The 20583-nt window shown below is 71.8% G+C and carries 17 protein-coding genes; 7 read left to right on the forward strand and 10 right to left on the reverse strand.

Annotated features, from left to right (window positions below):
• Window positions 1-293: 293 nt before the first annotated feature.
• From pucD to ACWCXX_RS17795, 3 genes are read right to left on the reverse strand one after another with little or no spacing between them, the layout of a single operon-like run.
• Window positions 294-2678: a xanthine dehydrogenase subunit D gene (pucD, locus tag ACWCXX_RS17785; protein ID WP_451128150.1), complete on the reverse strand. Its 2385-nt coding sequence runs from the start codon at window positions 2676-2678 to the stop codon at window positions 294-296.
• 2 nt (window positions 2679-2680) lie between these two features.
• Window positions 2681-3274, reverse strand: a complete 594-nt coding sequence (locus tag ACWCXX_RS17790) for a (2Fe-2S)-binding protein (RefSeq protein ID WP_451128152.1) — start codon at window positions 3272-3274, stop codon at window positions 2681-2683.
• A gap of 2 nt (window positions 3275-3276) precedes the next feature.
• Window positions 3277-4167: an FAD binding domain-containing protein gene (locus ACWCXX_RS17795; RefSeq protein WP_451128154.1), complete on the reverse strand. Its 891-nt coding sequence runs from the start codon at window positions 4165-4167 to the stop codon at window positions 3277-3279.
• Between the two features lie 433 nt (window positions 4168-4600).
• Here ACWCXX_RS17795 and ACWCXX_RS17800 point away from each other — a divergent pair, with 433 nt between their 5' ends.
• Both ACWCXX_RS17800 and ACWCXX_RS17805 read left to right on the forward strand, forming a co-directional pair.
• Window positions 4601-6325 (forward strand): PucR family transcriptional regulator, encoded by a 1725-nt coding sequence (locus ACWCXX_RS17800; RefSeq protein ID WP_451128156.1) that lies wholly within the window; start codon window positions 4601-4603, stop codon window positions 6323-6325.
• Between the two features lie 164 nt (window positions 6326-6489).
• A complete protein-coding gene (locus tag ACWCXX_RS17805) occupies window positions 6490-7275 on the forward strand; it encodes a hypothetical protein (RefSeq protein WP_451128158.1) in 786 nt (261 codons plus the stop codon).
• 78 nt (window positions 7276-7353) lie between these two features.
• On the opposite strand, the gene ACWCXX_RS17810 is transcribed toward ACWCXX_RS17805, so the two are convergent.
• The gene (locus tag ACWCXX_RS17810; protein WP_451128160.1) at window positions 7354-8115 is read right to left on the reverse strand and encodes a GntR family transcriptional regulator; all 762 of its coding nucleotides are present in this window, start codon (window positions 8113-8115) and stop codon (window positions 7354-7356) included.
• Between the two features lie 147 nt (window positions 8116-8262).
• Between ACWCXX_RS17810 and ACWCXX_RS17815 the strand changes: the two genes are divergently transcribed.
• Together ACWCXX_RS17815 and ACWCXX_RS17820 are read left to right on the forward strand one after the other, a co-directional pair.
• Window positions 8263-9111: a (2Fe-2S)-binding protein gene (locus ACWCXX_RS17815; RefSeq protein WP_451128162.1), complete on the forward strand. Its 849-nt coding sequence runs from the start codon at window positions 8263-8265 to the stop codon at window positions 9109-9111.
• A gap of 192 nt (window positions 9112-9303) precedes the next feature.
• Complete coding sequence (locus tag ACWCXX_RS17820; RefSeq protein WP_451128164.1) at window positions 9304-10377, forward strand: DUF2637 domain-containing protein; 1074 nt, start codon at window positions 9304-9306, stop codon at window positions 10375-10377.
• 105 nt (window positions 10378-10482) lie between these two features.
• On the opposite strand, the gene ACWCXX_RS17825 is transcribed toward ACWCXX_RS17820, so the two are convergent.
• Entirely contained in the window at window positions 10483-10845 is a 363-nt protein-coding gene (locus ACWCXX_RS17825; RefSeq protein ID WP_451128190.1) for an ATP-binding protein, read from the reverse strand.
• A gap of 395 nt (window positions 10846-11240) precedes the next feature.
• Between ACWCXX_RS17825 and ACWCXX_RS17830 the strand changes: the two genes are divergently transcribed.
• Together ACWCXX_RS17830 and ACWCXX_RS17835 are read left to right on the forward strand one after the other, a co-directional pair.
• Window positions 11241-11633 carry a ribonuclease domain-containing protein gene (locus ACWCXX_RS17830; protein ID WP_451128166.1) on the forward strand — a complete coding sequence of 131 codons (393 nt, stop codon included), beginning with the start codon at window positions 11241-11243 and terminating at the stop codon, window positions 11631-11633.
• Between the two features lie 135 nt (window positions 11634-11768).
• Window positions 11769-12158, forward strand: a complete 390-nt coding sequence (locus ACWCXX_RS17835; RefSeq protein WP_451128168.1) for a barstar family protein — start codon at window positions 11769-11771, stop codon at window positions 12156-12158.
• 96 nt (window positions 12159-12254) lie between these two features.
• Here ACWCXX_RS17835 and ACWCXX_RS17840 read toward each other — a convergent pair whose 3' ends face one another.
• The gene (locus ACWCXX_RS17840) at window positions 12255-14639 is read right to left on the reverse strand and encodes a M9 family metallopeptidase (protein ID WP_451128170.1); all 2385 of its coding nucleotides are present in this window, start codon (window positions 14637-14639) and stop codon (window positions 12255-12257) included.
• A 363-nt stretch (window positions 14640-15002) separates the two neighbouring features.
• On the opposite strand from ACWCXX_RS17840, the gene ACWCXX_RS17845 reads away from it, so the two are divergent.
• Window positions 15003-16469, forward strand: a complete 1467-nt coding sequence (locus ACWCXX_RS17845; RefSeq protein ID WP_451128172.1) for an aminopeptidase P family protein — start codon at window positions 15003-15005, stop codon at window positions 16467-16469.
• Window positions 16470-16554: 85 nt separating this feature from the next.
• On the opposite strand, the gene ACWCXX_RS17850 is transcribed toward ACWCXX_RS17845, so the two are convergent.
• The 4 genes from ACWCXX_RS17850 to ACWCXX_RS17865 form a co-directional block, all read right to left on the reverse strand.
• The gene (locus ACWCXX_RS17850; protein ID WP_451128174.1) at window positions 16555-17283 is read right to left on the reverse strand and encodes a GntR family transcriptional regulator; all 729 of its coding nucleotides are present in this window, start codon (window positions 17281-17283) and stop codon (window positions 16555-16557) included.
• A gap of 87 nt (window positions 17284-17370) precedes the next feature.
• On the reverse strand, window positions 17371-18312 hold the full coding sequence (locus ACWCXX_RS17855; RefSeq protein WP_451128176.1) for an ornithine cyclodeaminase family protein: 942 nt from the start codon (window positions 18310-18312) through the stop codon (window positions 17371-17373).
• Window positions 18309-19310: a proline racemase family protein gene (locus ACWCXX_RS17860; protein WP_451128178.1), complete on the reverse strand. Its 1002-nt coding sequence runs from the start codon at window positions 19308-19310 to the stop codon at window positions 18309-18311. Before ACWCXX_RS17860 ends, ACWCXX_RS17855 begins: the two co-directional genes overlap by 4 nt.
• A gap of 66 nt (window positions 19311-19376) precedes the next feature.
• Window positions 19377-20285 carry a dihydrodipicolinate synthase family protein gene (locus ACWCXX_RS17865; RefSeq protein ID WP_451128180.1) on the reverse strand — a complete coding sequence of 303 codons (909 nt, stop codon included), beginning with the start codon at window positions 20283-20285 and terminating at the stop codon, window positions 19377-19379.
• Window positions 20286-20583 lie beyond the last annotated feature (298 nt).

Here is a 20583-nt window from a genome sequence, read left to right on the forward strand (position 1 = left end):
GCTGGCGGCACGACCCGGGGGACGGCCCGAGACGAACTGTTCATGCAGAGCGGGATACGACGTGTGATGTGCGACGTGCTGCGTGCGACGTGTGGCATGGCGTGTGGCGTGTGGCGTCACCCGCACTGCCGGTGTCGCGATGCTGCGGTGTTGCGGCGTTGCTGTGTTGCTGTGTTGCGGGTGAGCGGTACCGCGAACGGCGGTACCGCGGTGCTCCGGGCGGCGCGTGCGGCGGAAGTGTGACGTTCCCGGGAGGCACGCACCGCCCGGAGGGTTCCGGAGGGAGCCGCGGCTCAGGAGCCGGTGAGGTGCTCGGGGCGTACCGGTGTCCTGTTCAGCTCCAGTCCCGTCGCGTTCCGGATCGCCGCGAGGACGGCCGGGGTCGACGACAGGGTGGGGGCCTCGCCGATGCCGCGGAGCCCGTACGGGGCGTGGTCGTCGGCGAGTTCGAGCACGTCGACCGGGATGGTCGGGGTGTCGAGGATGGTGGGGATCAGGTAGTCCGTGAAGGAGGGGTTGCGCACCTTCGCGGTCTTCGGATCGACGAGGATCTCCTCCATGACTGCGACGCCCAGGCCCTGGGTGGTGCCGCCCTGGATCTGGCCCTCGACGGAGAGCGGGTTGAGCGCCTTGCCGACGTCCTGGGCGCAGGCCAGTTCGACGACCTTGACCAGGCCCAGTTCGGTGTCGACCTCGACGACCGCGCGGTGGGCGGCGAAGGAGTACTGGACGTGGCCGTTGCCCTGTCCGGTGCGCAGGTCGAACGGCTCGGTGGGCCGGTGGCGCCACTCCAGCTCGATGTCGACCGCCTCGTCCTCCAGCACGTCCACCAGGTCGGCCAGGACCTCGCCGCCGTCGGTGACGACCTTGCCGCCCTCCAGGAGCAGTTCGGCGGTGGCCCATGCGGGGTGGTACGTGCCGAACTTGCGGCGGCCCATCTCCAGGACCTTCTCGCGGACGGCCTCGCAGGAGTTCTTCACCGCGCCGCCGGTGACGTAGGTCTGCCGGGAGGCGGAGGTGGAACCGGCGGAGCCGACCCTGGTGTCGGCCGGGTGGATGGTGACCTGGGCGACGCCGAGTTCGGTGCGGGCGATCTGGGCGTGCACGGTGACGCCGCCCTGCCCGACCTCGGCCATGGCGGTGTGGACGGTCGCGACGGGTTCCCCGTTGACGACCTCCATCCGTACCCGGGCGGTGGAGTAGTCGTCGAAGCCCTCGGAGAAGCCGACGTTCTTCAGGCCGACCGCGTAGCCGACGCCGCGGACGACGCCTTCGCCGTGGGTGGTGTTGGAGAGCCCGCCGGGCAGGGCCCGTACGTCGGGCTGTTCGCCGGCCACCTCCCACTGGCGCTCGGGCGGCAGCGGCCTGGCCTTGACCCGGCGCAGCAGTTCGGCGACCGGGGCGGGCGAGTCGACGACCTGGCCGGTCGGCAGGACGGAGCCCTGTTCCATGGCGTTGAGCTGCCGGAACTCGACCGGGTCCATGCCCAGTTCGGCGGCGAGCTTGTCCATCTGGGCCTCGTAGGCGAAGCACGCCTGGACCGCGCCGAAGCCGCGCATGGCGCCGCACGGCGGGTTGTTGGTGTAGAGCGCGATGGCCTCGATGTCCACGTCGTCGACGACGTACGGGCCGACGCCGAGCGAGGAGGCGTTGCCGACCACGGCCGGGGACGCGGAGGCGTAGGCGCCGCCGTCCAGCACGATGCGGCACTTCATGTGGGTCAGCTTGCCGTCGCGGGTGGCACCGTGCTCGTACCAGAGCTTCGCCGGGTGGCGGTGGACGTGCCCGAAGAAGGACTCGAACCGGTTGTAGACCATCTTGACGGGCTTGCCGGTGCGCAGGGCGAGCAGGCAGGCGTGGATCTGCATCGACAGGTCCTCGCGTCCGCCGAAGGCGCCGCCGACACCGGAGAGCGTCATGCGGACCTTGTCCTCGGGCAGGCCGAGGACGGGGGCGATCTGGCGCCGGTCGGAGTGCAGCCACTGGGTGGCGATGTACAGGTCGACACCGCCGTCCTCGGCGGGCACGGCCAGGCCGGACTCGGGGCCGAGGAACGCCTGGTCCTGCATGCCGAAGACGTACTCGCCGCTCACCACGACATCGGCGCGGGCCGCCGCCGCGTCCGCGTCGCCGCGGACGATGGGCTGGCGGTGGAGGATGTTGGGGTGGGGCACGTGCCCGGCGTGGTGGTCGTCGCGGTTCTCGTGGACGAGGGGGGCGCCGGGGGCGGTGGCCGACGCCTCGTCGGTGACGACGGGCAGCTCGCGGTAGTCGATCCGGATCTTCGCGGCGGCGCGGCGGGCCGTCTCCGGGTGGTCGGCGGCGACGAGCGCCACGGGTTCGCCGTGGTGGCGGACCTTGCCGTGGGCGAGGACGGGGGTGTCCTGGATCTCCAGGCCGTAGTTCTTCACCGACGTCGGCAGGTCGTCGTGGGTGAGGACGGCGTGGACGCCGGGCGTGGCGAGCGCCTCCGCGATGTCGATGGAGACGATCTCGGCGTGCGCGAGCGTGGAGCGCAGCGTGTGGCCCCAGAGCATGTCCTCGTGCCACATGTCGGAGGAGTACGCGAACTCTCCGGTGACCTTCAGGGTGCCGTCGGGGCGGAGGGTGGACTCGCCGATGCCGCCTTTGGCACGGGTGCCCTGGTTGATGCTGGTGGGATTTCCGGTGAGGCCCATCGTCAGACCGTTTCTTCCGCGCGGGCGGCCGCGAGGCGGACCGCGTCGAGGATCTTCTCGTAGCCGGTGCAGCGGCAGAGGTTGCCGGAGAGCGCCTCGCGGATGTCCGCGTCGGACGGCTCCGGGTTGCGTTCGAGCAGTTCGTCGGCCGCGACCAGGAGGCCGGGGGTGCAGAAGCCGCACTGGACGGCGCCGGCGTCGATGAACGCCTGCTGGATCGGGGAGAGTTCGCCCGCCGGTCGGCCCCCCTCACCGGTCGGCCGGGCCTCCCACTGCCGGGCCCTGTCGGGGTCGGTGCCGCAGGTGCCGGAGGCGCAGCCGCTGCCCGGGTGGGCCTGGGAGCGGTGGGCGGCGAAGTCGGCGAGGCCCTCCACCGTGACGACCTCCCGGCCCTCCACCTGTCCTGCGGCGACCAGGCAGGAGCAGACCGGCACCCCGTCCAGGCGGACCGTGCAGGAGCCGCACTCGCCCTGTTCGCAGGCGTTCTTCGAGCCGGGCAGGCCCAGCCGTTCGCGCAGCACGTAGAGGAGGGACTCGCCCTCCCAGACGTCGTCCGCCTCGTGCCTGCGGCCGTTGACCGTGAAATTGACGCGCATGATCAGGCGGCTCCTTCGGTGCTGCGGCCCTTGCCGCGGTATGTCTCCCAGGTCCAGCCGAGGGTGCGGCGGGCCATGATCCCGACGGCGTGCCGGCGGTAGCTCGCGGTGCCGCGCACGTCGTCGATCGGGTTGCAGGCCCCGGCGGCGAGCGCGGCGAACTGCGAGGCGATGGACGGGGTGATGATCGTGCGGCTGTCCCAGAAGCCGCCTTCCTCCAGCGCGGCGTTCAGGAATTCCTCCGCCGCCTTCGCCCGTACGGGTGTGGGGGCGGCCGAGCCGATGCCGGTGCGGACCGTACGGGTCTCGGGGTGCAGGGCCAGGCCGAAGGCGCAGACGGCGATGACCATCGCGTTGCGGGTGCCGACCTTGGAGTACTGCTGCGGGCCGTCGGCCTTCTTGATGTGCACGGCCCGGATCAGCTCGTCCGGTTCGAGGGCGTTGCGCTTGACGCCGGTGTAGAAGGCGTCGATCGGGATCATCCGCGTTCCGCGGACGGATTCGGCCTCGACCTCGGCCCCGGCGGCGAGCAGCGCCGGGTGGGCGTCCCCGGCGGGCGAGGCGGTCCCCAGGTTGCCGCCGACTCCGCCGCGGTTGCGGATCTGCGGCGAGGCGACGGTGTGCGAGGCGAGCGCCAGTCCGGGCAGCTCGGTCCGCAGGTGCTCCATGATGCTGCTGTACGGGACGGAGGCGCCGAGCCTCACGTTCTCCTGGCCCACCTCCCATTCGGACAGCTCCCCGATGCGGTTCAGGTCCAGGAGGTACTCGGGCCGACGGTGGTCGAAGTTGATCTCGACCATCACGTCGGTGCCACCCGCGATGGGTACGGCCGTGGGGTGCTCGGCCTTGGCGGCGAGCGCCTCCTCCCAGCTGGCGGGGCGAAGGAAGTCCATGAGTGGCTCTCTTCTTCTCAATCGGGTCGTTCGAGGGGGCCAGGGGCTGCCGTCGGCCCGCCGTCGTCGTCCGCAGGACGGCCGCGCGGCGGCTGGTGCGTGCGATCGCAAGGCGCCGGAGGGCCCTGGTGACGGAGCCACCCGGGGCCTTCGGCAACGCTGCGAGCGTGCGTGCCAGGCGTCGTACGGCAGACGGGGGGGCCGACGGCAGGCCCTGGGGTACGGCCGGCCCTCGACTGGTCCATGTTGTTGTTGACGCGATGTGTGACCCAGTACACAAGCCGTGCTCCACCCGGTGCAGTCACCGAAACCATGAAGGAGTTGGCCGGTCGAACCCCTCGTCTTGTAGATTCGAACGAATGACGGGGGTCGATGACCTCACCTCAATACCCAGTTTTCACCCGCACCAACGAAAGAGATCGGCGGCGACGAGATGCGGCTGCGCGCACTGCTGGAGACCGATGCGCTGGGCCTGCGGCTGCTCGGCGGCGAGGACGAGCTGGACCGGTCCATCCGCGGCGTGATGACCACCGACCTGCGGGACCCCAGCCGCTACCTGTCGGGCGGCGAACTGGTGCTCACGGGTCTGGCCTGGCGCCGGGACGCCTCGGACTCGGAGCCGTTCGTGCGCATTCTGACAGGTGCCGGTGTCACCGGGCTCGCGGCGGGCGAGGCGGAGCTGGGCCCCGTCCCCGACGACCTGGTGGAGGCGTGCGCGCGGCACCGGCTGCCTCTCTTCGCCGTCCACGAGACCGTTGCGTTCGCAACGATCACCGAGCACGTGGTGCGCCAGGTGTCCGGCGAGCGGGCGGGCGACCTGGCCGCGGTCGTGGACCGGCACCGCAGGCTGATGACCTCGGGCCCGGCGGGCGGCGGGCCCGAGGTGGTGCTCGACCTGCTCGGCTCCGACCTCGACCTGCGCGCCTGGGTACTCTCCCCCACCGGGCGGCAGATCGCGGGCGCCGGCGGGACGCCGCTGCCCGGCCCGGTCGGCACTGCGCTCGCCGGGCAGCATCTGGCCGCCGTCCGCACCGGCCGCCGCACCCCGCACCGGGCCGTGGTCGAGGGCATCACGTATTCGCTCTTCCCGATCCGGAACACCGGTCGCGGCGCCCTGCCCGCTTCCCGGGACGTGCGCGAGTCGGCGCTCTCGGACTGGCTGCTCGCGGTGGAGGCGGACGCGGGCGACTGGCCGGCCGCCCGGCTGGACCTGCTCCAGGGCGTCACCCAGCTGATCGCCGTCGAACGGGACCGGCGCGACGCGGCCCGTACGGTACGCCGCAGGCTCGCCCAGGAGGTCCTGGAGCTGGTCCAGACGGGTGCCCCGCCGGCCGAGATCGCCGCCCGGCTGCGGGTGGCGGCCCCGGTGCTGCTGCCGGGCGTCGGTACCGCCCCGCACTGGCAGGTCGTGGTGGCGCGGGTCGAATGGGGCGGGGACGGTCCGGCCCCCGAGAGCGCGGAAGCCCTCGCCGGCGGCCCGGTCGCCCAGGCGCTGCTGGAGGAGATCCTCGTCGATCCGGCGGTCACCGGCCCCGACTCGACGGACCGGATCGCGGTCGCCCACACGGGCGAGGAGGCAGTGGCCCTCGTACCGCTGCCCGCCGTGGCCGCGCCCGTGCGGGACGACGGCCCGGACGAGGGAGCGCCGGCGGAGGAGCTCGTGGCGCTGCACGCCGACGCGCTGCTGGACGCCGTCCGCGAGCCGCTCTCCGCGGGCCTCGCCGACGACGGCCGGCTGACCCTGGGGGTCAGCGCGCCCGTGCACTCCCCCGAGGGGCTGCGCGGCGCCCTGGAGGAGGCCCGGCACGCCCGCCGGGTGGCGGCGGCCCGCGAGGGCCGGGTCTGCGCGGCCGGGCACCACGAGCTGGCCTCGCACGTGCTGCTGCTGCCGTTCGTGCCCGACGACGTGCGTCGCGCGTTCACCGCACGGCTGCTCGACCCGCTGCGCGACTACGACCGGCGGCACCGGGCCGAGCTGATCCCGACGCTGGAGGCCTTCCTGGACTGCGACGGTTCCTGGACCCGTTGCGCGGCCCGGCTCCACCTCCACGTCAACACGCTGCGCTACCGCGTCGGACGAATCGAGCAGTTGACGGGACGTGACCTTTCGCGCCTGGAGGACAAGCTCGATTTCTTCCTCGCCCTGCGTATGAGCTGAATTCCCGGGCCCGCCAAGGGTTCCGGGAAGCGCGAGCGTTTGTGAAATTTTTCACCTGACATTGACCCGACCCCTTGGCCGGGCATGCCGATCCGTGCTGAGATTCCGCCCAGACCCAACAGCTCGATGGCGCGCTCGGGGAGGGCAATGTGGTGCATACCGCCATGTCTGGTTCCGGAACGACAGCCGATGACGATCCGCCGCTCCAGACAGCGGTATGGCGGCTGCGGTCGCGCGCCTGCTGGACGGACGCCGCAGCCCTGCTCGAACCCGACGCCGCCACCGATCCCGGGGCGGCGCTCCAGCGGACCGCCCTGCTGACCGAGCGGTGCCTGTACACCGGCCAGGGCTGGACCGACGCCGAGGACGCCCTGCGCACCGCCGAGGCCCTGGCCCACGACGACGAGGAGCGCGGTGCGGCGGCCTGCGAGCGCGGTCATCTGGCCTACGCGTCGACGCTGCTGGGGATGCGGGACCGGGCCGACGAGGCCAGCGTCGCCCTGAGCCGCGCCGCGGCCCTGCTCGCCCCGTCCGCGCCGGGCCGCCCGCTGCTGGACTACCGCCGGGGCCTGATCGCCCAGAACATCGCCGACTCGCCGCAGGCCGCGCGCGCCGCGTACCGCAGGGCCCACGCCGGGGCCGCCGCCCGGGGCGACGCGCTGCTGCTCTCCTCGACGTGGCGTCAGCTCGCCCTGCTCGCCCTGCGCGAGGGCGAGCTGGCGGAGGCCCGGCACGGTTTCACGGAGTGTCTGCGGATAAGGGAGGAGCTGGGTTATCTGATCGGTACGGCCCCGGCCCTCATCGCGCTGGCGGACGCGGAGCCGGAGCCGGAGGTCGCGACCCGGCTGCGCGCCGAGGCGGGCCGTCTCTTCCGGCTGCTCGGCGGCGTGCCGACCTGGCTGGCCCCGCATCTGGACCCGCCCCCGCCCCAGGCGGCCGAGGCGAACTGAGCCAAAGGAACCGGAGCCGCGCGCGCCGCCCGGAACCGGAACCGGGCCCCGGAGCCGCCCCGGTTCCGGACGCCGGCGTCAGACCTCCGCGCCGGTGAAGTGTTCGCGCACGAGCGACTGCACGACGGTCAGGTCCTGGGCGATCAGCGCGTCGAGCAGGGCGGTGTGCTCGGCGGCGTCGGCGAGCAGATCGGCGCGGCGGGTGGCGGGGTTGCTCACCAGGGGCCACTGGGAACGGCGGTGCAGGTCGTCGGCGACCATCACCAACTGCTCGTTGCCGCAGAGGCCGAGGACCGCGCCGTGGAAGGCCCGGTCGGACTCGGCGTAACTGGCCCGGTCGCCCACGGCCGCGGCGGCCACCGTGGCATCGGCCAGCGGGCGCAGGGCGCACCAGCCGGCGGGCGGGACGGTGCGGGCCAGCCGCAGCATCACGGGCACCTCGATCAGGGCCCGCACCTCGGCCAGCTCGGCCAGTTCGCGCGGGCCGCGTTCGGACACCCGGAAGCCGCGGTTCGGCACGACCTCGACGGCGCCCTCGACGACCAGTTGCTGCATCGCCTCGCGCACCGGGGTCGCGGAGACGCCGAAGCGTGCGCCGAGGGCGGGGGCCGAGTAGACCTGACCCGGGGCCAGCCGGCCGTCGACCAGGGCGGTGCGCAACGCGTCCAGGATCTGGCCGCGCACCGAGTGCCGCCGCACCGCGGCCCGCGGGGCGGGCGGTTCGCTGTGGGTGTGCTCGCCGCGCACCTGTTCGGGCACCCGCACCACCGCCGGGACGGAGGCGGGCACGGCGGTTTCGCCCGGCGACCTCGTCCGGTCACGCACTCCGCCCTGCTCCACTGGACACCTCCTCGGCCTGCACGCGGGCACGACTCGCGTGCACCGTGCCCCCTGTGCACGATAGGCGCAGGACGTCGCAGTTCAAACACCGATCCATTCGGGTAAGGTAAGGCTTACCTGCAAACGGTCGTGATTCGGTGGTCCTGCATGACACTCCCCGCCCTGCTCCCCCACGCCACCGGGTCCGCCGTGACCGGCGCCTACGCGCGTCTGGCCGAGGTCTTTCCCGGACTGCGCGCCCAGGTGCTGACGGACGACGAGCCGGCGCCTCGCGGCGCGGGCTGGGTCGGTGCGCAGGAGCTCGCGGCGGGGGGCGCGGCGCTCGACGCCTTCCTCGCCCGGGACCACGCGCAGGTGCTGCGGGACTACGGGCAGCAGCCCCGCCCCGACGTGGTCGCCAGCTTCGGACTGCACCGCTACGCCTGGCCCGCCTGCCTGCTGGTGACGGTGCCCTGGTTCCTGCACCGGCGGGTGCCCCGGATCCCCGTCGAGGACGTGGCGTTCCAGCGCACGCTGGGTCATCTGACCCTGCGGCTGCGGGAGTTCGCCTGCCTTCCGGACGATCCGGCCGCCGCGCTGCCGGGCGCCCGCGTGGTGCCCGACGAGGCCGCGCTGCGCGCCGAGGTGCTGACGGCCGTGGCCGACCACCTCGGCCCGGTGCTCGACGGCTTCGGTCCCCGGATGCGGCGCGGCAGGCGGGCGCTGTGGGGCATGGCGACCGACGAGATCGTCGAGGGCCTCTGGTACATCGCCCATCTGCTGGGCGAGGAGCGGCGGGCGATGGCCGAGCTGGAGGCACTGCTGCCGGGCACCACGAAGCCGTACGTCGGCTCGGCCGGGTTCCGCGAACTGACCGGACCGCACGGCGAGTCGCTGCCCACCCGCGACCGGGCGAGCTGCTGCCTCTTCTACACCCTGCGCCCCGAGGACACCTGCGTCACCTGCCCGCGCACCTGCGACGCCGACCGGGTCCGGAAGCTGGCGGCCGCGCGCTGATCGACACCGCCCGTACGGGTCGCGTGATTCGAACGCAACTCATCTGCCGCATACGGGCATTCGAGCAGATCCCGGTCATCCGCACGTCCCGCCGACCCATTGGCGTTCTCTTGCCCCGAAACCCTCCTGTGCGCAAGGAGGTTTCGGCAATCATGTCGCCCGAAATGCCCTACGCGACACAAGGGACCGCGCATGAGACTGACCGACATATCGCTGAATTGGCTGCTTCCGGGCGCCGTGCTGCTCGTGGGAGTCCTGGCGGCGGTGGCGGTGGTCGCACGCGGCAAGCGCGCCGCTGACACGTCCGCGGCCGACGACACCTGGGAACGCAGCGAGGAGCGCCGCAGACGCAAGGAGGCCCTGTACGCCACCGCCTCGTACGTCCTGCTGTTCTGTTGTGCGGCGGTGGCCGCCGCGCTCTCCTTCCACGGGCTCGTCGGCTTCGGCGAGCAGAATCTCGGGCTCTCCGGGGGCTGGGAGTACCTCGTCCCGTTCGGCCTCGACGGGGCCGCCATGTTCTGTTCCGTACTCGCGGTGCGCGAGGCCAGCCACGGTGACGCGGCTCTCGGCTCGCGTCTGCTCGTGTGGACGTTCGCCGGTGCCGCCGCCTGGTTCAACTGGGTGCACGCGCCGCGCGGGATCGACCACGCGGGCGCGCCGCACTTCTTCGCCGGGATGTCGCTCTCGGCGGCCGTGCTCTTCGACCGGGCGCTGAAGCAGACCCGCCGGGCCGCGCTGCGCGAGCAGGGCCTGGTGCCCCGCCCGTTGCCGCAGATCCGGATCGTGCGGTGGCTGCGCGCCCCCCGGGAGACCTTCTGTGCCTGGTCGCTGATGCTGCTGGAAGGCGTACGCACCCTGGACGAGGCCGTCGACGAGGTGCGTGAGGACCGGCGGGAGAAGGAGCAGAACCGTCTCCGCAGGAAGGACCAGGAGAAGCTGGACCGGGCCCACATCAAGGCGCTGAACCGGCAGAACCGGGCCTGGCACCGGGTCGGCCGGGGCGCCCCCGTGGACGTCCAGGCCATCGCCCCCGCGACGGGCACCGCACAGGCCGCCGTGGAGCCCGCCATATCCGAGCCGGGACAACTGCCCCTGCGCCCCCGGCCATCCCTGCAAGCCGTGACGGGGCCGAGCCCCGCTACTTTGGACCGGGACCCGGATGAACCGACCGCCGTCGACCTCACCGCCGAGGACGACACCCAGGCGCTGCCCCGGCTCGACTCGCTGGAGCGGAAACTGAAGGACCTGGAGCAGCAGTTCGGCTGATGCCCGGGGTTCTTCCGGAGCCGCCGCCCGGACGGCCGGGCGACGGCCCTCATCCATCGGCGGACCGGCCGTCGAGGCCCTGACGCAACCAATATCGACTGCGCGTCAGGGTCTTTCGCCGTCCAGCTCGAACCAGACCACCTTGCCCAGCGCCCGCGCGCTCACCCCCCAGGCGTCCGCGAGACTCCGTACCAGGATCAGTCCCCGGCCGTGCGTACCGTCGTCGGCGTCCGGTACGTACGACAGGGGCAGTCCGGAGACGAAGTCCCGCACTTCCACCCGTAATTTCGCGGGGGCCACGCTCACCGTGACGACCGCCCCGTGTCCGGTGTGGATCAACGCGTTGGTCACCAGTTCGCTCAGCAGCAGCTCCGCCACCTCGGCCGGCTCGCCCGGCCACCGGTGGCGCAGGAAATCCCGCAGCGCTCCGCGCACTTCGCCCACGGCCGCCAGATCGGCGCGGGCCAGTCTGCGACACAGCCGGACCGGCCGTGGTCCCCGCGCCCCCGGCCCGCGCAAGGCATCGTCCTCCATGGAATCGGTGTCTCCCTGATGTTTCGTCATGTCCCCCGCCCACACAGTGGATCGCCCCCAGGTCGTCGTTCCGGTCTCTCGTCCCGTCCGTCCGCTTCCCTGTTGCCGGGCGGTCGTCAAGCCCTTTCGCGGAAGACGTTCACGGGATGCATGCCCCACAGACGGGCTGCCACTCTTGTCGATTCATCAATAAGTGAACGGGGGCGGAAACCTGTCCGAGACCCGCAGGACATACGGAAGTCACGTGTACGCCTATCGGGTTAACTTCCAAAAAATTCACATCGGTTGACGTTGACGCGACCGCATCTACGCGCGTCATCATGGTGAGTATGCGAATCCCCCCACGGATCACCACGCTCGGTGGCGCAGCCGCCCTCCTGTCCGCTCTCCTGATCGGCGGCCCGGTCACTGCGACCGCGACCGCCGCGACCGACTCGGTCGGCAGCATCTGCTACTCGGATCTGCCCTCCCAGGCCCACGACACCCTCGATCTGATCGAGGCGGGCGGCCCGTTCCCGTACTCGCAGGACGGCACCGTCTTCCAGAACCGTGAAGGCGTCCTCCCCAGTCACAGCACCGGCTATTACCACGAGTACACGGTCATAACCCCCGGCTCCCCGACCCGCGGCGCCCGCCGGATCGTCACGGGCGAGCGGGCGCAGGAGGACTACTACACCAGCGACCACTACGACACCTTCGACCTGATCGACCCGGGCTGCTGAAGCCCGGACTTCCGAACCGGTCCGCGCCGTAGCCCCCCACCTGCGGCGCGGATCACGGACGCGGGGCCGCGGCCTTCCGGACCACGGGCCGCGGCCGGCGCTCGCCGCCCCGGCCGCGCTTGTACGCTCCCTCCCATGACCGTGACCTATGTGATCGACGGCTCCCGGGTCACCGGCCTGGAACGCTTCTGGGAAGTGATCGGCGAGGCCGTGAACGGCCCCGGCGGGTACTTCGGCCGCAATCTCGACGCCCTCGCGGACTGTCTGGGCGGCGGGATGGGCACCCCGGACGACGGCGACTTCGTCTTCGAGTGGCGGGACCACGCGCTCTCCGCACGGGCCCTGGGCCACGAGGAGACGGCCCGTCAGCTGCGGCGGAGCCTGGAGCGGGCGCATCCCACCAACCGGCCCGCGATGCGGAAGCGGCTCGACGAGGCGCTGGCCGGGCGGGGGCCGACGCTCTTCGACCTGATCGTGGAGATCCTGGCGGACGACGCGAGGCCCGGCACGCTGCGGCTGTCGTGAACCCCGGAGCGGGTCCGGCGGACGCGCCCCGGGACGGAACCGGCCGGCCGAGCGGGAACATCACTCGGCCGGCCGGCACCATGGGGGTCGTGGGGATCAGAACTCGGTGGTGACCTTGGCGCCGTCGAACGCCTCGTTGCCGTAGAGGCTGATGAAGTGGTAGCCCGGCGTCGGGTTGTTGATGGTCAGGGTGTGCTCGTTGCCCGCCCCGACGGACTTGTCGGTGTTGACCTTGGTGGTCGCCCACTCCTTGTCGCTGTAGTAGAGGTCGGCGTCACCGGTACCGCCGGACGAGGTGATCTTCAGCTGGGCGGTGCCGTTCGGGATGAGGACGGCCAGGTAGGCGTAGTCGCCCTTGACGGACTTCAGGTTGCTGCGCATGCAGTTCTTGCCCAGCATCCGGGTGTCGGCGTCCTTGCACTCGGTGATCTCACCGGGCGGGTTGGTGGAACCGCCGCCGCAGGCACCGGCCGCGCAGGCCTCCAGCCAGGTGTTCCAGTCGGCGTCGTAACGGTTGCCGATGGTCGACGTGAGCAGGGTACGGGCGGCGTCCCAGTCACCCTTGCGGTAGAGGCCGAGCAGGGTGTCGACGTCCGAGCGGTGCGACTCCAGCATGTAACGGACGGCCAGGTAGCCCCAGTTGTAGATGCGGGTCTGGTCGGCGTTCTCGTAGGTGGTGTCGAACAGGGTGCTCAGGGGGTAGGTGCGGTTCGCGGCCTGGGCGATGGCGGCGTCGTAGTTGAGCTTGCGGTACGAGTAGGAGACGAACTCCGCGAAGCCCTCGACCCACCAGACGGTCGGCGTGGTCATGCCCGCGGCGAAGTCGCCGTACATGTTGTAGCGGCCGTCGAGGTAGTGCGTGTACTCGTGGTTGAGGTTCCAGATCTGGAAGTCGGGACGGGCCCACTCGGCCTCGTAGGCGATGAACCGGGGCTGGTTGCCCTCGGCCTTGGGGTCGCCCTCCAGGTACATGCCACCGTTGTTGGTGTCGATACCGAAGATCACACCGGCGTAGGTCTGGTAGTCGGCACTGGAGTCGAAGGCCACGACCTCGATGGTCTTGTTGTTGTCGTCGGCGACCGCACCGTTGTCCCGGGCCACCTCGTGGAAGTAGGCGTCCTGGTTGCGCAGGCTGGTGCAGCTGGCTTCCAGCTCCTCCGCGGCCATGTCCTGCGCCCGGATGGTGATGCTGTCGCTACAGGTGTGCTTCACCGGCAGGACGACCTTCTCGAGACGCTCCGCGAGGTTGCAGGCGTCGTACTTCGCGCAGTTGCCCTTGTCGTAGGCGTCGACCATCTTGGCCAGGTTGATCCAGAGCGGGGCGGTGGGGCCGTCGATGGAGCTCTTGCCCATCAGTTCGAGCACGAGCGGGCTCGCCTTGTCCCGCAGCGAGTCCTCCTTGAGGAAGCGGCCGAGTTCGAGTCCCGCGTTGGCGGCCAGGAACGAGTTCTCGGTGCCCAGCAGGTCGATGTGGTTCGCGGCGAAGTCACGCAGCGAGGTCAGGACGCTCGGGTCGGCCTCGATGGCGGTGACGAACTCCGGCACCTGGTGACCGCGGAACATCACCGTGTACACGCTGTTCACGGCGTTCCGCATGTGCCACAGGTCGTTGTACGACTCGTCGTAGTCCGCCAGCATCTTCTTGACGATGTTCAGGTAGCGGGCGTTCTGCTCGGCGCTGTCGACCAGGATGATCGCCTCGGACAGGCTCTCGCCATTGGCGTCGGTGACGTCGAAGGCGTGCGAGGAGCCGAAGAAGCCGTCGAGCGCGCCCTGGATGGCCGTGACCAGGCGCGGCCCGTACTCCCCGACGGTGTCGGGGTCGTAGTACTGCACGTAGTAGCCGGCCCGGAGGAAGAGGATCAGCTGCGGCATGCCGGTGCTGGCGTCACCCGGGTAGGAGGCCGACGCGTCGCGCATAGCGTCGGCGATGGTGACCATCTGGTCCTCGCGGAAGGCGTTGTAGCCGTCCTGGCCCTGGATGCGGAACAGCGTGTTGACGCAGTCGGTGGTGGCCGCCTTGACCTTCTCGACCAGGGCGCTTCCGGTGTTGTTGGTGAAGTCGGTGACGTTGCACTCGGCAGCGGCCGTGCCGAGCTTCTTGGCGCGGCGCTTCTCGGCCTTCATGGAAGGTGCCGGGTGGCTCGGAAGCGCGGTGGCCTGGTCGTCGTAGTCCCGCTTGAGCGCGTCCTTGGACGCGGACAGCGGGGGCTGGTCGGCGGCCTTGAGCGGCTTGCGCTGGACATGAGCGGCATCGGCGGTGGGTGCCGTCAGCGACTCGGCGGTGGGACCACCGGGGTCCTCGGTCCGGGGTTCCGCCCGCTTCCGGGCGGTGTCCGGGGAGTGGGGGGCCGCAGCCGACGCGGCGGGGCCCTGCTCGACGGCCTGGCTCGGTGCCGTGAACAGGCCCACGCCCAGGCATGCAGCCAGGACCGCAGTGGACAATCCGGTTATTTTCTGTCGAACCCTCAGGTTCTTCACGTGCCGCCTCCCAGCGGAGTGGTGACCGCGCGACAGGGCGCGGTTGTGGGGGAATGCAAGAGGTCGGTGCCGGACCGGGTCTGACTGCGCTCACGTTGTGACGTGAGCACGACTCCTCTCCCTTGCGCGCTGTACAATGGCACATGTCACATGTTCTTCGGAACCCCTCTCACGCACATTCATCTGCGCGACAACTTCTCGTCGGAGTACGGGATGTGACACGCGGCCCCGGACGCACCGGCCGCCACCACCGGCTTCCGACCACCGCACCACCACGTCCCCGGAGAGCCGGAAAGCCGGAAAGCCGGAACTCCGGCCCCCACAAGAGCCCCCAGAGCCCTCAGAGCCCCGAGGAGCAAGCCCGTGTCCCGTTCCTTCTCCGCGCCCCGCACCGGCAGCCACGACCTGCCGGTGTCGCCCGCCCTGGACGCCTTCATGGGCACCGGGTGGGCCAAGTCCCCGCTGCCGACGGACCTCCGCGTCCCCTCCTTCGACCTCACCCCCGCCCGCCGCGCCCGGCTGGCCGCCCGCTTCCCCGGCGAGCGCCTGGTGCTCCCGGCGGGCGCGCTCGCCGTCCGCTCCAACGACACCGACCACCGCTTCCGGCCTCACACCGGCTACGCCTGGCTCACCGGCCTCACCGGCGAGGACCAGGTTGGCCACGTCCTCGTCCTGGAGCCCGACGGCGACGAACGGCACGAGGCGGTGCTGTACCTGCGCCCCCGGTCCCCGCGCGGCGGCCACGAGTTCTACCGCGATCGCAGGTACGGGGAGTTCTGGGTCGGCCGCAGGCCCGACCTGGAGGAGGCGGCCCGGATCACCGGCATCCGCTGCGCGGACCTGGCCGCCTGGGAGAAGCTGTTCACCGGACCGCAGCCGCCGGTACGGGCACTGGGCGGGGTGGATCCGTCCGTCGACGAACTCCTGGGCTCCCGCCGCTCGTTGCCGTCGACGCGATCGGTCCCGGCCGGTCTCGAAGCGGTGCTCAGCGAGCTACGTCTCGTCAAGGACCCCTGGGAGACCGAGCAGCTGCAGCACGCCGTGGACGCGACGGTGACCGGGTTCGAGGACGTGGTGCGCAGCCTGCCGCAGGCGCTGCGGCACCCGCGCGGGGAGCGCTGGATCGAGGGCGTCTTCGATCTGCGGGCCCGGCTGGAGGGGAACGGTCCGGGCTACTCCACGATCGCCGCCGCCGGGGCGCACGCCTGCGTGCTGCACTGGATCCGCAACGACGGCCCGCTGGACCGCGAGCGGTTGCTGCTGCTGGACGCGGGAGTGGAGACCGACACCCTCTACACCGCCGACATCACCCGTACCCTGCCGCTGTCCGGCCGGTTCTCCCCCGTGCAGCGCAGTGTGTACGAACTGGTGCTGGCCGCGCAGGAGGCGGGCATCGCCGCCCTGCGGCCGGGGGCCCGCTTCCGCGACTTCCACCTGGCGGCCATGCGGGTCGTCGCCGAGGGACTGCACGAGTGGGGTGTGCTCCAGCCGTCCGCCGAGGAGGCGCTCCACCCGGACAACGGCCTCTACCGCAGGTACACGCTCTGCAGCAGCGGTCACATGCTCGGCATGGACGTGCACGACTGCGCGCAGGCGCGCGCCGACGCGTATCTGGACGGGCGTCTGGAGGCCGGTCAGGTACTGACGGTGGAACCGGGGCTGTACCTCCAGCCCGACGACGAGACGCTGCCCCGGGCGCTGCGCGGCATCGGGGTGCGGATCGAGGACGACCTCGTGATCACGAACGACGGCGCCCGCCTCATGTCGTCGGCGCTGCCGCGCACCGCCGACGGGATCGAGGAGTGGATGGGCGCCCTGCTGGACGGCTGATTCCGGCCGGTCCTGTCGGCGGGCGTCCGTGCACGGGCGCCCGCCGACGGGGTCGGTGGGTCGGTGGGTCGGTGGAGCCGGTGGGTCAGCTCTCCGCGGCCGGCAGCGGTACGGTGGCGACCCGCGGGGCCGCGATGCCCGTGCCGTCGGCCCGCTTCTCGGCCCACAGCGACCTGACGTGCGACATGTGGGCCAGCATGCAGCTCTCGGCGCCCTGCACGTCACCGGCGACCATGAGGTCGAGCAACTGCACGTGTTCCTCGGCCGACTGGACCAGCTTTCCCGTCTCGGCGAGCTTGTTCAGCCCGAAGAGCCGCGACCGCTTGCGCAGGTTGCCGACCTCCTCCACCAGTCGGCGGTTGCCCGCCAGACCGAGCAGTTCGAGGTGGAAGCGGCGGTCGGCCTCCAGGTAGCCGATGATGTCCTGCTCGGCGGCGGCGTCGACGATCGCCCGCGCCAGCGGCCGGAGCGCTTCGAGCTCCTCGGTGCGGCCCATCGCGGTGATGCGGCCGACGGTGGGCACCTCGATCATGGCCCGGATCTCGGTGAAGTCGTCGAGGTCCTGCTCGGTCAACTCGGTGACCCGGAAACCCTTGTTGCGGACGGCTTCGACCAGGCCCTCGCGTGCCAGGTCGAGCATGGCCTCGCGGACCGGGGTGGCGGACACCCCGAATTCGGCGGCGAGCGCGGGAGCGGAGTAGATCACGCCCGGCCGGAGCTCCCCGGCGATCAACGCCGCCCTGAGGGCGTTCCCCACCTGGTCGCGCAAGTGCTCCTGCGCGGAGATGGCGTTGAGCGTCGTCAGGCGGGCCATATCTGTTCCTCCAGCGCCGTGCGGGGCCCCAGAATACAATGTCACGTTCCATGAGGGCCCGCCGTCCCGGAGTCGCGGGAGACCTGGTCAGGGCGTCGAAGCTCGGTGCACCGCCTCGGCGACGGCGAGGTCCTCCCACCCCGCTCCGACGCTCTTGAAGAACCGGGGCCGCCCGGCTCCGTCCGGCTCATCGCCGCCGCACCGGCCGGTCACCAGCTCGGCGAGGTTGCCGGCGACGTCCCGCGCCCGGAAGGCCCCTTCGGCGATCGGGATCAGCAGGTCACCGGCCTCCGCCAAGGCCGCCGACCGCGATTCGACGATCACCCGGGAGCGGGAGACCAGAGCGGTGTCGACCTCGCGGGCGTCGGGGGTGTGCGAGCCGACCGCGACGACCGTCGCCCCGTCCGGCACGAGGGCGCCGTCGAACAGCGGGGTGGCGGAGGTGGTGCAGCAGAGCACCAGGTCGGCCGTGGCGACCGCCGCCCCGTTCGCCTCCCCCGCGTGGGCGTCCGTGCCGAGCCGACGGGCGTGCCCGACGAGCGCGTCGGTGCGGTGCGGGGTGCGGCCGATCACGGTGACCCGTTCCACCCGGCGTTCCGCGAGCACCGCGGCGAGGTGCCCGTACGCCTGGGGGCCCGTGCCGAAGAGCACCAGATGGCGCAGGACCGGCTCGGTGAGGTGCCGGATCGCGAGCGCGGACACGGCGGGGGTGCGCAGCGCGGTGAGCGCGGCCCCGTCCAGCAGGGCGAGCGGCAGCAGGGTGGCGGCGTCGAGCAGCAGATAGCTTCCGGTGATCCGGGGCAGGCCGCGTGCCGGGTTGCCGGGGGCGACCCCGGCGATCTTCACTCCGGTCACCCGGCGGGTGGTCGCCGGCATGATCAGCAACTCCCCGCCGGGGACCGGGAGATGGTGCCGGGCCGGGGCCGACTCCGGGTCCAGCCCCCCGCGCAGTGCCGCCTCCAGGGCGTCCGCGGCTCCGGTCGGCCCCAGGGCCTCGATGTCGTCGGTGCCGAGCAGGGGAAGGGTCACAGCAGGAATCCTTCGGGGAAGGGGTCGGTCGGGTCCAGGAAATATTGTGCGGTCCCGGTGATCCAGGCGCGTCCGGTGACGGTGGGCACGACGGCCGGCAGCCCGCCCACGGTGGTCTCCCGGACGAGCCGTCCGGTGAACGAGGTGCCGATGAACGACTCGTTCACGAAGTCGGTGTCCAGGGCGAGTTCGCCGCGCGCGTGCAGCTGGGCCATGCGCGCCGAGGTGCCGGTGCCGCAGGGCGAGCGGTCGAACCAGCCGGGGTGGATGGCCATCGCGTGCCGGGAGTGGCGCGCGTCGGAGCCGGGGGCGATGAACTGCACGTGCTTGAGCCCGTGGATGTCCGGGGATTCGGGGTGGACGGGCAGGTCGGTGGCGTCGACCGTCTTCATCAGGGCGAGTCCGGCCGCCAGGATGTCGTCCTTGTGCGCCCGGTCGAAGGGCAGCCCGAGGTCGGCCAGGTGCACCATCGCGTAGAAGTTGCCGCCGTAGGCGAGGTCGTAGCGCAGGGTCCCGTAGCCGGGTACGTCCGCCGTCCGGTCGAGTGCGACGCTGAACGCGGGCACGTTGGTGAGGGTCACGGCGGTGGCCGCGCCGTCCTTCACCCGGACGTCGACCTCGACGAGCCCGGCGGGGGTGTCCAGTCGCACGGTGGTGACGGGTTCGGTGACCTCCACCATCCCGGTCTCCACCAGCACCGTCGCCACGCCGATGGTGCCGTGCCCGCACATCGGCAGGCAGCCGGAGACCTCGATGTAGAGAACGCCGTAGTCCGCGTCCGGCCGGGTGGGCGGCTGGAGGATCGCGCCGCTCATGGCGGCGTGGCCGCGCGGTTCGTACATGAGCAGGGTGCGCACGGCGTCCCGGTGCTTCTCGAAGTAACTGCGCCGTTCGGCCATCGTGGCGCCGGGGATGGTGCCGACGCCGCCGGTGATCACCCGGGTGGGCATGCCCTCGGTGTGCGAGTCGACGGCATGGAAGATGTGACGTGTCTGCATGGCTTCTCCTGGTTCGTCACGAGGGGAAACGGGACGGCGGCCGGCGGGGTGCGCCGGCCGCCGTTCTCAGCGCAGGCCCCCGGCGAGGACCTTCTCCGTGGCGGCGCGCACGGCGGCCGCGTCGTCGGCGGACAGAGGGTTGCGCGGCGGGCGGGTGGGACCGCCGTGGCGTCCGGCGACGTCCATGGACAGCTTGATGGCCTGGACGAACTCCGGCTTGGAGTCCCACCTCAGCAGCGGGTGCAGCTCCCGGTAGAGCGGCAGGGCGGTCGCCAGATCGCCGCTCACCGCTGCCCGGTACAGCTCGACGCAGCAGGACGGCAGCATGTTCGGGCTGCCGGCGATCCATCCGACGGCACCGGCGACGCCGAGCTCCAGCAGTACGTCGTCGGCGCCCACCAGGATGTCGAGGCCGGGGGCCCGCTCGGCGATCTCGTACGCCCTGCGGACGTCGCCGGTGAACTCCTTGACGGCCACGATGCTGCCCTCGTTGTGGAGTTCGGCGAGCAGGGCCGGGCTCAGGTCCACCTTGGTGTCGTACGGGTTGTTGTACGCGACGACCGGGACCCCGACCTCGGCCACGTCGGCGTAGTGGGCGCGCACGGCCGCGTCGTCGCAGCGGTATCCGTTGGGCGGCAGGAGCAGCACGGACCCGGCTCCCGCCTCGGCGGCCCGTTCCGCCCAGCGCCGCGACTCGGCGCTGCCGTAGGCAGAGACGCCCGGCATGACGCGGCTGCCGTCCCCGGCCGCCTCGACGGCGACCCGGACCATCCGGTCGCGTTCCTCGTCGGTGAGGGTCTGGTACTCCCCCAGCGATCCGTTGGGCACCACGCCGTCGCAGCCCGCCTCGACGAGCTGTCGCACGTGTTCGGCATAGGCGTCGTAGTCGATGGTGCGGTCGTCGCGCAGGGGAAGCGGGGTGGCGACCATGATGCCCTGCCAGGGGCGGGTGCGCGGGTGACTGTTCGTCTGCATGGTGACTCCTTGGGTGAGTGGCCTGTCGCGGTGCGGCATGGCGCGGTACGGCGGGAACGTGGTGGTGCGGGCGGTGGCGGGTGTGCCGGATCGCCGGGGGTGCGGGGAGAACGGGGAGGGCGGGCGACCCCGGCCGCCCTCCCCGGTGGGCCGGGGCCGGACCGTTTCTGCTCGAATGCCGGAGGGCGGCATTCGAGCGGGAAGCCTAAGGGCTGTCCCGTAATCCCCGGTGGATCAGCGCGCGGCGTCAGATGCGGTGCATCGCAAGGCGGAGGGGCGTCCGCATACTGGATGTATT

This window comes from Streptomyces sp. NPDC001732 (genome assembly GCF_053596315.1).